A 14,972-nucleotide genomic window follows, 5' to 3' on the forward strand; every position below is an offset into this window, starting at 1 on the left:
TGGTCCCGTAGGCCTGATAAGACGCGTTAAGCGTCGCATCAGGCTTCAATTGCCGAAGAAGGCGATAATGTCTTATCCGGTCTACAGTGCAGGTGAAACTTAAACTACTACACGTCCAGCAGCAGACGCGTCGGATCTTCCAGCAACTCTTTGATCGTTACCAGGAAGCCCACGGATTCGCGACCATCGATCAGACGGTGATCGTAAGACAGCGCCAGATACATCATCGGCAGGATCTCAACCTGACCATTCACTGCCATCGGACGATCTTTGATAGCGTGCATACCCAGAATTGCGCTCTGCGGCGGGTTGATGATAGGCGTAGACATCAGGGAACCGAACACACCACCGTTGGTGATGGTGAAGTTACCACCGGTCAGATCTTCAACCGTCAGCTTGCCGTCACGGCCTTTAATGGCCAGTTCTTTGATTTTCTTCTCGATGTCTGCCATGCCGAGGGTATCGACATCACGCAGTACCGGCGTCACCAGGCCGCGCGGCGTAGAAACCGCCATGCTGACGTCGAAATAGTTGTGGTAAACCACATCATCGCCGTCGATAGACGCATTCACTTCCGGGTAACGTTTCAGGGCTTCAACCACGGCTTTCACGTAGAAGGACATAAAGCCCAGACGGATGCCGTGACGTTTTTCAAACGCTTCACCGTACTGCTTACGCAGATCCATAATCGGCTTCATGTTGACTTCGTTGAACGTGGTCAGCATGGCGGTGGAATTTTTCGCTTCCAGCAGACGCTCTGCCACACGCTTACGCAGGCGAGTCATCGGGACACGTTTTTCGCTACGTGCAGCCAGAACCGGTTGCGCCGCCGGAGCAGCCGCTGCCGGTGCAGACTCTTTCGCCGGGGCTTTCGCCAGATGTTTTTCCACATCTTCACGGGTCAGACGACCACCCACACCGGTGCCTTTAATGGCGCTGGCGTCGAGGTTGTGTTCAGCCAGCAGGCGACGGATCGCCGGGCTTAACGCATCGTTGTTTTGCTCTTCCAGAGACGCCTGCTGGCGTTGCGCCGGAGTGGACGCTTTCTCTTCAGATTTGGCGCTGGTTTCTTTACCCGCGCTGTTGCCTTCACGCAGGCGACCAAGGATCTGACGAGACGTTACCGTTGTACCTTCATCTTCCAGAACCGCATCCAGAATGCCGTCTGCTGATGCCGGTACTTCCAGTACCACTTTGTCAGTTTCGATTTCTACCAGCACTTCATCACGTACGACTGCGTCGCCGGGTTTTTTATGCCAGGTTGCGACGGTGGCATCGGCTACGGATTCAGGCAGGTCAGGGACCAGAATATCTACGCTACTCATTGTGTATCCTTTATTTATTCGACGTTCAGCGCGTCATTAACCAGATCTTGTTGCTGTTTCTGGTGAACGGACATATACCCTACCGCCGGAGAGGCGGAGGCCGGGCGGCCTGCATAACGCAGAGAAGCCCCAAACGGGATCACTTCACGGAAATGATGCTGGCTGCAGTACCATGCGCCCTGGTTGAGCGGCTCTTCCTGGCACCAGACAAAATCCTTGACGTGAGCAAACTGCTGCAACACTTCCTGCATCGCTTTATGCGGGAACGGGTAGAGTTGCTCGATACGCACAATGGCGACATCGTGTTGATTGTTCTTACGACGTTGTTCCAGCAGGTCGTAATAAACCTTACCAGAACACATCACTACGCGCTTCACGCCCTTCGGATCAAGCTCGTCGATTTCACCGATGGCTGGCAGGAAGGTGCCGTTCGCCAGTTCTTCGAGGCTGGAAACCGCCAGCGGATGACGCAGCAGGGATTTCGGCGACATCACGACCAGCGGACGACGCATCCCGCGTAGCGCCTGACGACGCAGCATGTGGTAAACCTGTGCCGGGGTAGACGGTACGCACACCTGCATGTTTTGCTCAGCGCAAAGTTGCAGATAACGTTCCAGACGCGCGGAGGAGTGCTCCGGCCCCTGCCCTTCGTAACCGTGCGGCAGCAACATCACCAGACCACACATCCGCCCCCATTTCTGTTCGCCAGAGGAGATGAACTGGTCGATAACCACCTGTGCGCCGTTGGCGAAGTCACCGAACTGCGCTTCCCAGATGGTCAGGGTGCGTGGTTCTGCGGTGGCATAACCATATTCAAACGCCAGCACGGCTTCTTCAGACAGTACGGAGTCCCAGACACGGAACGCGCCCTGGCCGTTATGGATATGTTGCAGCGGCGTGTAAGTGGAACCGTTAGACTGGTTATGGATCACCGCGTGGCGGTGGAAGAACGTACCGCGACCGGAGTCTTCACCCGACAGGCGAACCGGAATGCCTTCGTCAACCAGCGTGGCGTAAGCGAGGTTTTCCGCGCCGCCCCAGTCGAACAGTTTCTCACCGGCTGCCATCGCCTGGCGATCGCCATAAATCTTGGCAACGCGAGACTGCATTTCAACCGCTTCCGGCACCGTACTGATGCGTTTAGCCAGTTCTTGCAGGCGCTTCATCTCAACTTTGTTCGGGTACTCTTCGTCCCATTCGTGGTTGAGGTACGGCGACCAGGTGAAAGAGTGCATGTTCATCGGACGCCACTCTGCCACTACGCAATCGCCAGCATCCAGAGCATCGCGGTACAGGTTAACCATCTCGGTGGCATCTTCCAGCGTCGCCACTTTTTCCTGCTCCAGCTTGTCAGCGTAGATTTTGCGCGGCGTTGGATGTTTTTTGATTTTCTGATACATCAGCGGCTGGGTTGCGCTCGGCTCGTCGGCTTCGTTATGGCCGTGACGGCGGTAGCACACCAGGTCGATGAAAACATCACGTTTAAAGGTGTTACGGAAATCGAGCGCCAGACGGGTCACAAAGGCAACGGCTTCCGGATCGTCCGCGTTAACGTGGAAAATCGGTGCCTGAACCATCTTACCGATATCAGTACAGTACGGCGTAGAACGAGCATCCAGCGGGTTAGAGGTAGTAAAGCCAACCTGGTTGTTGATAACGATACGTACCGTACCGCCAACTTCATAACCACGCGCTTTCGACATGTTCAGGGTTTCCTGAACCACGCCCTGCCCGGTTACTGCGGCGTCACCATGAATGGTGATTGGCAGCACTTTGTTGCTGCTCGGCTCATCAAGTCTGTCCAGACGAGCGCGAACAGAACCGATAACTACCGGGCTTACAATCTCAAGGTGAGACGGGTTAAACGCCAGCGCCAGGTGCACCAGGCCGCCATCGGTCTGGAAGTCAGACGAGAAGCCCATATGGTATTTCACGTCGCCTGTGCCGAGGTGTTCTTTATGTTTACCGGCAAACTCGTCGAACAAGTCTTGCGGTTTTTTACCCAGCACGTTCACCAGCACGTTCAGACGACCACGGTGCGCCATCCCGAGAACCACTTCGCGGGTGCCACTGTTGCCAGCGTGGCGGATCATCTCTTTGAGCATCGGGATTAACGCGTCACCGCCTTCCAGCGAGAAGCGTTTTGCGCCAGGGAATTTTGCACCGAGGTAACGTTCAAGACCTTCAGCGGCGGTCAGTTCGCTTAAGAAGCGTTTTTTCTCTTCGCTATTGAAAGTCGCGCGACCAGACTCGATACGCTGTTGGATCCAGCGTTTTTCTTCGGTGCTGGTAATGTGCATATACTCGGCACCAATCGGGCCGCAGTAGGTTTGCTTGAGGGCTTCCAGCAGCTCGCCGAGTTTCATGGTTTCTTTGCCGCTGGCAAATGAACCGACGTTGAAGGTCTCCTGGAAGTCTGCTTCGGTCAGATCGTGGAAAGACGGATCCAGATCGGCCACTTTATCTTGCTGCCACAGTCCCAGCGGATCGAGATTCGCATGCTGGTGACCACGGAAGCGGTATGCGTTAATGAGCTGCAGGACTTTAACCTGCTTCACATTGGTGTCAGGGTCGGAGATCGTTGAAGAGTAACGTGAAGCGTCTTTCGCCAGGCGGCGGAAATATTCACGCGTTTGAGAGTGGAATTGATCCGGTTTGACTCCCGTACCAGGTAACTGCTGGAACGTCGAACGCCAGTTAGCGTCAACCGAGTCAGGATCGGTTAAGAAGTCTTCATAGAGCTGTTCTATCCAGCTCTGGTTTGCGCCAGAGAGGTAAGAAGAGTCCAACCAGGCTTTCAAAGCGCTGTTCTGCATCGTGATCCCTTAAGCATCTTTTTTATGCTTACTTCGCCGTGGATACTACCACGCACATTTCATATCAGATGTGCGTGCCGGGGTTCACTTGTTGCGGACTTGTCGTATTTTCTGCGTCCGCTAAGGAACCTTTAAAAACTGTCTTAGTGTCAGGGGCAGTTTTTAAAGATTTCCTGCATTTCTTTTGTAGGCCGGATAAGGCGTTCACGCCGCATCCGGCACTGGTTGCCTGATGCGACGCTTGCGCGTCTTATCAGGCCCGGGGTTTATGCATTACGCTGTAATAACATCGACTTGATATGGCCGATGGCGCGCGTCGGGTTCAGCCCTTTCGGACATACACTGACGCAGTTCATGATGCTGTGACAGCGGAATACGCTGAATGCATCGCTCAAACCGTCGAGGCGCTCGTCAGTCTCGGTATCACGGCTATCGATCAGGAAACGATATGCCGCTAACAAGCCTGCCGGGCCGATAAACTTATCGGGATTCCACCAGAAAGACGGACAAGAGGTTGAACAACATGCGCAGAGAATACATTCATACAGCCCGTCGAGTTTTTCGCGCTGCTCTGGCATCTGTAAATGCTCGCGAGCTGGCGGATTTTGTCCATTATTCAACAGGTAAGGCTTAATTTTCTCATATTGCGCATAGAATTGTCCCATGTCTACCACCAAATCGCGGACAACCGGTAAACCAGGTAACGGGCGAATTACAATTTTCTTACCCGGCTGGTTGAGTGCCGAAATTGGGGTAATACAGGCCAGACCATTCTTACCGTTCATGTTCAGACCGTCGGAACCACATACCCCTTCACGGCAGGAGCGGCGGAACGACAGGCTGGGATCTTTCTCTTTCAACTGGATAAGCGCATCCAGCAGCATCATGTCGCGACCTTCATCCGCTTCCAGGGTGTAATCCTGCATACGCGGAGCATCATCAACATCCGGGTTATAGCGATAAATTGAAAACTCGAGTCTCATTTTCCTGTCTCCGCATTAGTAAGTACGAATCTTCGGCGGGAATGCCGGGCGCAGTTTCGGTTCCATGTTGACGCTTCGGCGCGTCATGGATTCCGACTCTGGCAGATACAGGGAGTGGCACAGCCAGTTTTCATCATCACGATCCGGGAAGTCGAAGCGGCTATGCGCGCCACGGCTTTCGGTACGGAAGTTGGCAGAAACAGCCGTTGCATACGCCGTTTCCATCAGGTTATCCAGTTCCAGGCACTCAACGCGCTGGGTGTTGAACTCGCTGGAAGTGTCATCCAGACGGGCATTTTTCAGACGCTCGCGGATCACTTTCAACTGCTCAAGACCTTTCGCCATCGCATCACCTTCACGGAAGACCGAGAAGTTATGCTGCATACATTCTTGCAGCGCTTTACGAATCGCCACCGGATCTTCACCGTTACGGTTGTTATTCCAGCGGTTCAGGCGATTGAGAGAAGCTTCTACATCAGACTCGCTGGCATCGCGCAGTACGCCCTGCTCGGCAATAGACTCTTGCAGATGCAGACCTGCCGCACGACCAAATACCACCAGGTCCAGCAGCGAGTTGCCGCCCAGACGGTTGGCGCCGTGTACGGATACGCAGGCAATTTCACCTACCGCGAACAGCCCAGGGATCACCACATCTTCGCCTTTCTCGTTCACGGTCAGCGCCTGACCGGTCACTTTAGTCGGAATACCGCCCATCATGTAGTGACAGGTTGGGATTACCGGAATCGGCTCTTTCACTGGATCAACGTGAGCGAAGGTGCGGGAGAGTTCAAGGATACCCGGCAGACGGGATTCAAGAACTTCTTTACCCAGGTGGTCGAGTTTCAGTTTTGCGTGTGGCCCCCACGGACCATCACAACCGCGACCTTCACGGATTTCGATCATGATGGAACGTGCCACCACGTCACGGCCCGCCAGGTCTTTGGCGTTCGGCGCATAACGCTCCATAAAGCGTTCGCCATGTTTGTTCAGCAGATAACCGCCTTCACCACGGCAACCTTCGGTGACCAGTACGCCCGCACCAGCAATACCGGTTGGGTGGAACTGCCACATTTCCATATCCTGTACCGGTACGCCTGCACGGATAGCCATGCCGACACCGTCGCCAGTGTTAATGTGGGCGTTGGTGGTGGACTGATAAATACGCCCTGCCCCGCCAGTCGCCAGCACAGTCGCGCGGGCTTTGAAATAAACCACTTCACCGGTTTCGATGCACAGTGCGGTACAACCGACCACCGCGCCATCGGCGTTTTTCACCAGATCCAGCGCATACCATTCGGAGAAAATAGTGGTGTGGTTTTTCAGGTTCTGCTGATAAAGCGTGTGCAGCAGTGCGTGACCAGTACGGTCGGCAGCCGCCGCAGTACGTGCCGCCTGCTCGCCGCCGAAGTTTTTCGACTGACCGCCAAACGGACGTTGATAGATACGACCATCATCAAGGCGCGAGAACGGTAGGCCCATATGTTCCAGTTCCAGAATCGCTTCCGGCCCGGTTTTACACATATATTCAATCGCGTCCTGGTCACCGATATAGTCCGACCCTTTTACGGTGTCGTACATATGCCATTCCCAGTTATCTTCATGGGTGTTACCCAGCGCAACGGTAATACCGCCCTGCGCAGAAACAGTATGGGAACGGGTCGGGAAAACTTTAGAGAGCAGCGCACAGGTCTGGCCGCTCTGGGAAATTTGTAGCGCCGCGCGCATACCTGCGCCTCCGGCACCAATCACAACTGCATCAAATTCTCTGACTGGCAATTTCATCACACACCCCACACCACAACGAATCCATAAATCACGTAAACCACCAGTGCAACGACAATCACCAGTTGCAGAATCAGGCGCAAGGCCAGCGGTTTAACGTAGTCGGTCAACACCTGCCACATGCCGATCCAGGCATGGATCAAAATGGAAAACAGTGCCAGCAGAGTGAAGACTTTAGTGAACGCAGAGGCAAAGAAACCACTCCAGACGTCATATGTCAGTTCGCCACTGATAGCAAAAAAACCGACCATATAAATGATGTAAAGCGTCAGGACGATAGCAGTAGCGCGAACGAGGATGAAATCATGTACGCCATTGCGTCCTAATGCGGAGGCGTTGCTTACCATACGAGGACTCCTGCAAGAATTGAAAGCACGACAGTAATGACAAAGGAGATTTTGGCAGAGCGTTTACCCGCTTCGAATGTTTCTTCCAGATAGCCAAAATCCATCATCATGTGGCGAATACCTACGACGACGTGATATGCCAGAGCGGTAAGGATGCCCCACATGATAAATTTCACGAAGAAGCTGCCCATAATGGCGGAAGCTTGCTCGAAACCTTCAGGGGAAGAGAGGCTGGTACCCAGAAGCCACAGCAGGATGCCCACTGCAACAAACGTAATCACACCGGAAACGCGATGAAGAATGGACGCTATCGCCGTGATGGGGAACCGGATGGTCTGTAGGTCCAGATTAACAGGTCTTTGTTTTTTCACATTTCTTATCATGAATAACGCCCACATGCTGTTCTTATTATTCCCTGGGGACTACGGGTACAGAGGATAACTTTCTGTTACCTGGAGACGTCGGGATTTCCTTCCTCCGGTCTGCTTGCGGGTCAGACAGCGTCCTTTCTATAACTGCGCGTCATGCAAAACACTGCTTCCAGATGCGAAAACGACACGTTACAACGCTGGGTGGCTCGGGATTGCAGGGTGTTCCGGAGACCTGGCGGCAGTATAGGCTGTTCACAAAATCATTACAATTAACCTACATATAGTTTGTCTGGTTTTATCCGGAACAGTGATCTGGGTCACGATAACAACATTTATTTAATTTTTAACCATCACATTTGACAATCATTCAACAAAGTTGTTACAAACATTACCAGGAAAAGCATATAATGCGTAAAAGTTATGGGGTCACTATTTCACCTGAGATTAACTTATGTAACAGTGTGGAAGTATTGACCAATACATTCGAGATAGTTATTAGTGATAGACAGGTTTAATAATTCGGATTGCTAAGTGCTTGATTCGCCGTTTATTCGTCATCAATGAATTCTTTACCTGCAAGCGCCCAGAGCTCTGTACCCAGGTTTCCTCTCTTCCACAGAGCGGCGAGCCAAATAACAAACGGGTAAAGCCAGGTTGATGTGCGAAGGCAAATTTAAGTTCCGGCAGTCTTATGCAATAAGGCGCTAAGGAGACCTTAAATGGCTGATACAAAAGCAAAACTCACCCTCAATGGGAACACAGCTGTTGAACTGGATGTGCTGAAAGGCACGCTAGGTCAAGATGTTATCGATATCCGTACGCTTGGTTCAAAAGGCGTATTCACCTTTGACCCTGGTTTCACTTCAACAGCATCCTGCGAATCTAAAATTACTTTTATTGATGGTGATGAAGGTATTTTGCTGCATCGTGGCTTCCCGATCGATCAGCTGGCAACCGATTCTAATTACCTGGAAGTTTGCTACATCCTGTTGAATGGTGAAAAACCAACCCAGGAACAGTACGACGAGTTCAAAACTACAGTAACTCGCCATACCATGATCCACGAGCAGATTACCCGTCTGTTCCATGCTTTCCGTCGCGACTCGCATCCGATGGCGGTCATGTGCGGTATTACCGGTGCGCTGGCGGCGTTTTATCATGACTCTCTGGACGTCAATAACCCGCGCCATCGTGAAATCGCCGCGTTCCGCCTGTTGTCGAAAATGCCGACCATGGCAGCAATGTGCTACAAATATTCCATCGGGCAGCCATTTGTTTACCCGCGTAATGACCTCTCCTACGCCGGTAACTTCCTGCATATGATGTTCTCCACGCCGTGCGAACCGTATGAAGTCAATCCAATTCTGGAACGTGCTATGGACCGCATTCTGATCCTGCACGCTGACCACGAACAAAACGCCTCTACTTCTACCGTACGTACCGCAGGTTCTTCGGGCGCGAACCCGTTTGCCTGTATCGCAGCAGGTATTGCCTCTCTGTGGGGACCAGCACACGGCGGCGCCAACGAAGCTGCACTGAAAATGCTGGAAGAAATCAGCTCGGTTAAACACATTCCGGAATTTGTTCGTCGTGCGAAAGACAAAAATGACTCTTTCCGTCTGATGGGCTTCGGTCACCGCGTATACAAAAATTACGACCCGCGCGCCACCGTAATGCGTGAAACCTGCCATGAAGTGCTGAAAGAGCTTGGTACCAAAGATGACCTGCTGGAAGTGGCCATGGAGCTGGAAAACATCGCGCTGAACGACCCGTACTTTATCGAGAAGAAACTGTACCCGAACGTCGATTTCTACTCTGGTATCATCCTGAAAGCGATGGGCATTCCGTCTTCCATGTTCACCGTCATCTTTGCGATGGCCCGTACCGTTGGCTGGATCGCTCACTGGAGCGAAATGCACAGCGAAGGAATGAAGATTGCCCGTCCGCGTCAGCTTTACACTGGTTACGAAAAACGCGACTTTAAAAGCGACATCAAGCGTTAACCAATGATTGCATGACAGTAAATCCTTCTAACCCGTCTTTTCTATGGCGGGTTATTTTTATTTGCCTAAACACAAAAAATTGTAAAGATAAAATCCATTATCGGACCAACATAGATATTGTAAAAAAAATAACACTACTCATTTTATGAGCAATTTAATGATTTTTTATTACCCCTTCCAGACAGCAACATTTTTAACTTCATGAAAATGAGGGAAATCTCTAATAAACCCGCATCCTTTTCATTAAACAATTAATTCACCGCATCAATTAATTAGCCTTGTATTTAATACAGTTAACAATGTTTTTAAATAAAACTAAAAACATTTGATATTCAAGTAAGTTATTCTGGTATCGCTATACTTATTCTATTTCCTCTAAGGACTCCGTTATGTTTAAAGGACAAAAAACACTGGCGGCGCTGGCCGTATCTCTGTTAATTTCAGCCCCTGTTTATGCTGCAAATGAAGGCTCTGGTGAAATTCACTTTAAAGGTGAAATTATTGAAGCACCTTGTGAAATTAAGCAAGAAGACATTGATAAACAAGTAAATCTTGGTGAGGTGACCAAGAACCGCATCAACCAGGATCATCACAGTGCATTAACGCCTGTCGATATTCATTTAGTTAACTGTGACCTGCCAAGTTCCGATAACGGTTCAGGTACCGCAGTATCAAAAGTCTCGGTAACCTTTGACAGTTCAGCGAAAACAATGGGAGCCTCCCCGATGCTCAGTAACACCAGTGCTGGTGAGGCCACAGGTGTTGGCGTGCGCTTAATGAACAAAGACCAGTCCAACATCACTCTGGGTTCAGAAAGTCCAGATATTGGGCTGGAACCAACAGCCACAGAACAAACTCTGAACTTCTTCGCCTGGATGGAGCAGATTGATAACGGTATTCCCGTGACGGCGGGTGAAGTCACTGCCAACGCGACCTATGTGCTGGATTATAAATAATCACCGCGTCGTCATTGATTAATCTGTACATATGACAGCGTGTATAGTTATACGTATTACGGCGGCAAGTTAGCCGCCTTTCTTCAAATATTTATCAGGTATGGATGCCGTGAATATTTACCGACTTTCTGTTTTATCCTGCCTGACAATGGCTATCCCCTCTGCATTGGCAGTGGAGTTTAACCTTAACGTCCTTGATAAATCGATGCGCGATAGCGTTGATATTTCTCTGCTCAATGAAAAAGGCGCTATCGTTCCCGGTGATTATTTTGTTAGCGTCGTTGTTAATAATATTCAAATCAGCAGCGGGCAAACTATTCGCTGGCAAAAAGCCAACGACAAAACAATTCCTTGTATCAATGATTCCCTGTTGAGTAAATTTGGCCTTAAAGAAAAAATCCGCCAGACATTGCCGCAGGTTAATCAGTGTTTTGATTTTAGCAGCCTGCCGGAAATCAACTTTACGTTTGATCAGACCAACCAACAACTTAACATCACGATTCCACAAGCCTGGCTGGCATGGCATTCCGACAACTGGGCGCCGCCTGAAACATGGGATGCCGGAGTTTCGGGTATCTTGCTGGACTACAACCTGTTTGCCAGCACTTATCGCCCGCAGGAAGGGAGCAGTAATACCAATCTGAATGCTTACGGTACAACGGGTATTAACGCCGGAGCATGGCGGTTGCGTAGCGATTACCAGCTCAACCAATCCGACAATGGTGATGTGCACGATCGATCCGGGGCTATTTCCCGAACCTATCTGTTTCGCCCGCTACCACAAATAAGCTCCAGATTAACCCTTGGCGAAACCGATCTCAGCTCCAATATTTTTGACGGTTTTTCGTATACCGGTGCAACCCTGACCAGCGATGACCGAATGCTTCCCTGGGAATTACGCGGATACGCACCGCAAATTAGCGGTGTGGCGCAAACTAACGCTACCGTCACCATAAGCCATACCGGACGCGTCATTTATCAGAAAAAAGTCCCGCCTGGCCCGTTTATCATTGATGACCTGAATCAGTCAGTTCAAGGCACACTGGATGTCAAAGTGACGGAGGAAGATGGTCGAGTTAATAATTTCCAGGTATCCGCAGCGTCAACGCCTTTTCTGACCCGCCAGGGGCAGGTACGTTATAAACTTGCAGCGGGTCGTCCGCGTCCTTCTTTGTCTCATCATACTGAAAACGAAACATTTTTAAGTAATGAAGTTTCCTGGGGGATGCTCTCCAATACTTCACTGTATGGCGGGTTGATTCTCGCCGGGGACGATTATCATTCTGGCGCGCTGGGTATCGGGCAAAATATGCTGTGGCTGGGGGCGCTCTCCTTCGACGTCACCTGGGCTAAAAGTCGTTTTGATAATCAACCGGACGAGAAAGGTTACAGTTATCGCTTCAACTACAGTAAACGGATAGATGCCACCGACAGTCTTCTTTCGATAGCGGCATATCGTTTCTCCGACCGCCATTTCCATAGCTACGCCAATTATATCGATCATAAATACAATGACGCTGATGCTCAGGATGAAAAAAAGACAATCAGCCTTTCCGCCGGGCAACCCATTACACCGCTGAATCTCAACCTGTACGTCAACGTGTTGCGTCAAACCTGGTGGAATGCGGAGTCCTCCACAACCGCCAATATTACCGCTGGCTTCAACGTTGATATCGGTGACTGGAAAGATATTTCCGTCTCAACCTCATTTAACACCACACATTACGAAGACAAAGCTCGTGATAACCAGATTTACCTGTCCATTTCATTGCCTATTGGTAACGGTGGCCGCATTGGTTATGACATGCAGGACAGTAAAAATAGCACCTCGCACCGCATGTCGTGGAACGATACCCTGGATGACCGTAACAGTTGGGGAATATCGACCGGCCTGCAATCTGACCGACCTGGCAATGGCGCACAGGTTAGCGGCAATTATCAGCATCTTAGTTCTGCGGGCGAGTGGGATCTGTCTGGCACGTACGCCGCTAATGATTACAGCTCTGCCAGCACCAGCTGGAGTGGTTCCTTTACTGCTACACGCTTTGGCGCTGCGTTTCATCGCCGTAGCTCCACCAACGAACCTCGTCTTATGGTTAGTACAGACGGTGTAGCCGACATTCCGATTCAGGGTAATCTCGACTACACCAACCGCTTTGGCATTGCGGTCGTACCGTTTGTCTCCAGTTACCAACCCTCGACTGTCGCGGTCAATATGAACGACTTGCCCGACGGCGTGACAGTATCCGAAAACGTGGTCAAAGAAACCTGGACGGAAGGCACGATCGGCTATAAAGCGCTGGCTTCACGTTCTGGAAAAGATGTCAACGTCATCATCCGCGACTCCAGCGGCCATTTCCCGCCACTCGGCGCCGATATCCGGCAAGAAGGAAGTGGAATCAGCGTCGGAATGGTGGGGGAAGATGGCCACGCCTGGTTAAGTGGTGTGGGTGAAAATCAGCGATTCACAATACTTTGGGGTGATAAACAGCGTTGTTTAATTCAGCTTCCTCAGCACCTGGAAGATATGAGTAAACGTCTGATTCTCCCCTGTCATTAATTAAGGAAAAGACAATGACAATTTTTAAAGGAATGCCCCTTATTCTGCTGATCGTGAGCTTATGCAGCCATGCCGCCTTACAGCCCGATCGCACTCGTATCGTATTTAACGCCAATGATAAAGCGACCAGCCTGCGGATAGAAAATCGCAGCGATAAACTTCCCTATCTCGCATACTCATGGATAGAAAATGACAAAGGGGATAAAAGCGATGATTTCCTCGTAGCCTTGCCGCCAATCCAACGTCTGGAAGCGAAAGCGACATCGCAGGCGCGTATTGTCAAGCAATCTTCCACTAGCCAATTACCGACCGATCGTGAGTCGCTGTTTTACTATAATCTGCGCGAGATCCCCCCAGCCCCGGAAAAAGCAACCGGTCATGCCATTCTTCAGGTTGCTATCCAGAGCCGTATAAAGTTGTTCTGGCGGCCCGCCGGATTACGCAAAAAATCGGGCGAGCATGTGGAATTACAGTTACAGGTCAGCCAGCAGAATAATCAGCTTACCCTGAAAAACCCGACCCCTTATTACCTGACCATCGCCTATCTTGGCCGCGATAAAAAAGGCATTCTACCCGGCTTTAAAAGTACGCTCATAGCGCCTTTTGCTTCGGCAATTGCCAGTACGGGTAACTATAACGGCAACCAGTTTTATCTTGGCTATATGGATGACTATGGCGCGTTACGTATGACGACGCTCAACTGTCAGGGGCAATGCAAAATGCAGCGCGTGGTGGAGGATAAACAATGAGTATAAGCAAAGGACTGTTACTCATTGCCTGCTTGTTATTTCTGCCCTTAAAAAACGCGTTGGCGCTGGACTGTTATTTTGGCGCCTCAGGCGGCGCAGTGGAAAAATCAGAAACGATTATGCCATTCGCCGTCCCGGCTAACGCCAAACCGGGAGATAAAATCTGGGAATCCGATGATATTAAAATCCCCGTCTATTGTGATAACAATACCAACGGTGATTTCGAAAGTGAGCATGTATACGCGTGGGTAAACCCCTACCCCGGCATGCAGGATCGTTACTATCAGCTCGGTGTAACCTATAACGGCGCTGATTATGACGCCAGCCTCGGAAAAAGCCGTATCGATACTAACCAATGTATCGACAGTAAAAAAATTGACATGTATACGCCAGAGCAAATAATCGCAATGGGATGGCAAAATAAAATTTGCTCTGGTGATCCTACAAATATCCGTAAATCGCGAACGTTCATGGCGCGTATGCGACTGTACGTCAAACTACGCGAAATGCCGCCACACGATTATCAAAGCACCCTTAGCGATTACACTGTCGTACAATTTGATGGCGCTGGCAGCGTCAACGAAGATCCCTCGGCTAAAAACCTGAAATATCACATCTATGGGCTGGAAAATATTCGCGTTCTTGACTGCAGTGTCGACTTCGCCATTACCCCCAATAATCAGGTCATCGATTTTGGTAAATTTAACGTGCTGGATATTCGCCGCCACAATATGACAAAAACGTTCTCTATCAAAACGACCAAAACCCAAAATGCTGAGTGCACTGATGGCTTCAAAGTCAGTTCTTCGTTTTATACCGAAGAAACACTGGTGGAAGGCGATCAGGCGCTGCTCGTGGGTAATGGGCTACGACTGCGTGTGCTGGATGAAAATTCTTCACCCTATACATTCAATAAATATTCTGAATACGCCGACTTTACCAGCGACATGCTGGTCTATGAAAAAACCTATACGGCAGAGCTGTCATCTATAAGTGGCACACCCATTGATCCCGGCCCCTTTGATACCGTGGTGCTGTTCAAAATTAACTACAACTAAATTCTATTCACGCGGATAGAAC

12 protein-coding genes are annotated in these 14,972 nt (G+C 50.5%); 6 read left to right on the forward strand and 6 right to left on the reverse strand.

Annotated elements, in window-relative coordinates:
* Nucleotides 1-107 precede the first annotated feature (107 nt).
* From odhB to sdhC, 6 genes are all read right to left on the reverse strand, one after another.
* Nucleotides 108-1,325, reverse strand: coding sequence for a 2-oxoglutarate dehydrogenase complex dihydrolipoyllysine-residue succinyltransferase (gene odhB, locus FFT88_RS08015; RefSeq protein WP_135404570.1), 1,218 nt, complete (start codon nt 1,323-1,325; stop codon nt 108-110).
* 14 nt (nt 1,326-1,339) lie between these two features.
* The gene (gene sucA / locus FFT88_RS08020) at nt 1,340-4,141 is read right to left on the reverse strand and encodes a 2-oxoglutarate dehydrogenase E1 component (protein WP_001181473.1); all 2,802 of its coding nucleotides are present in this window, start codon (nt 4,139-4,141) and stop codon (nt 1,340-1,342) included.
* Nucleotides 4,142-4,407: 266 nt separating this feature from the next.
* Nucleotides 4,408-5,124 carry a succinate dehydrogenase iron-sulfur subunit SdhB gene (gene sdhB / locus FFT88_RS08025; protein ID WP_064528883.1) on the reverse strand — a complete coding sequence of 239 codons (717 nt, stop codon included), beginning with the start codon at nt 5,122-5,124 and terminating at the stop codon, nt 4,408-4,410.
* A 15-nt stretch (nt 5,125-5,139) separates the two neighbouring features.
* Complete coding sequence (gene sdhA / locus FFT88_RS08030; RefSeq protein ID WP_130259812.1) at nt 5,140-6,906, reverse strand: succinate dehydrogenase flavoprotein subunit; 1,767 nt, start codon at nt 6,904-6,906, stop codon at nt 5,140-5,142.
* Complete coding sequence (sdhD, locus tag FFT88_RS08035; protein WP_135404571.1) at nt 6,906-7,253, reverse strand: succinate dehydrogenase membrane anchor subunit; 348 nt, start codon at nt 7,251-7,253, stop codon at nt 6,906-6,908. Before sdhD ends, sdhA begins: the two co-directional genes overlap by 1 nt.
* A complete protein-coding gene (gene sdhC, locus FFT88_RS08040) occupies nt 7,247-7,651 on the reverse strand; it encodes a succinate dehydrogenase cytochrome b556 subunit (RefSeq protein ID WP_165383175.1) in 405 nt (134 codons plus the stop codon). The genes sdhD and sdhC overlap by 7 nt, the downstream gene beginning before the upstream one ends.
* Before the next feature lie 380 nt (nt 7,652-8,031).
* Here sdhC and FFT88_RS08045 point away from each other — a divergent pair, with 380 nt between their 5' ends.
* From FFT88_RS08045 to FFT88_RS08070, 6 genes are all read left to right on the forward strand, one after another.
* Nucleotides 8,032-8,139 carry a hypothetical protein gene (locus tag FFT88_RS08045; RefSeq protein ID WP_135404572.1) on the forward strand — a complete coding sequence of 36 codons (108 nt, stop codon included), beginning with the start codon at nt 8,032-8,034 and terminating at the stop codon, nt 8,137-8,139.
* 204 nt (nt 8,140-8,343) lie between these two features.
* On the forward strand, nt 8,344-9,627 hold the full coding sequence (gltA, locus tag FFT88_RS08050) for a citrate synthase (protein WP_130214984.1): 1,284 nt from the start codon (nt 8,344-8,346) through the stop codon (nt 9,625-9,627).
* A gap of 389 nt (nt 9,628-10,016) precedes the next feature.
* On the forward strand, nt 10,017-10,583 hold the full coding sequence (locus tag FFT88_RS08055; protein WP_135404573.1) for a fimbrial protein: 567 nt from the start codon (nt 10,017-10,019) through the stop codon (nt 10,581-10,583).
* A 100-nt stretch (nt 10,584-10,683) separates the two neighbouring features.
* A complete protein-coding gene (locus FFT88_RS08060; RefSeq protein WP_167851613.1) occupies nt 10,684-13,143 on the forward strand; it encodes a fimbria/pilus outer membrane usher protein in 2,460 nt (819 codons plus the stop codon).
* Between the two features lie 14 nt (nt 13,144-13,157).
* Nucleotides 13,158-13,892 (forward strand): molecular chaperone, encoded by a 735-nt coding sequence (locus FFT88_RS08065; protein ID WP_130214990.1) that lies wholly within the window; start codon nt 13,158-13,160, stop codon nt 13,890-13,892.
* Nucleotides 13,889-14,950: a fimbrial protein gene (locus tag FFT88_RS08070; RefSeq protein ID WP_135404575.1), complete on the forward strand. Its 1,062-nt coding sequence runs from the start codon at nt 13,889-13,891 to the stop codon at nt 14,948-14,950. Before FFT88_RS08065 ends, FFT88_RS08070 begins: the two co-directional genes overlap by 4 nt.
* Nucleotides 14,951-14,972 lie beyond the last annotated feature (22 nt).

It is taken from the genome of Escherichia sp. E4930, from assembly GCF_005845405.1.
GTDB lineage: Bacteria > Pseudomonadota > Gammaproteobacteria > Enterobacterales > Enterobacteriaceae > Escherichia.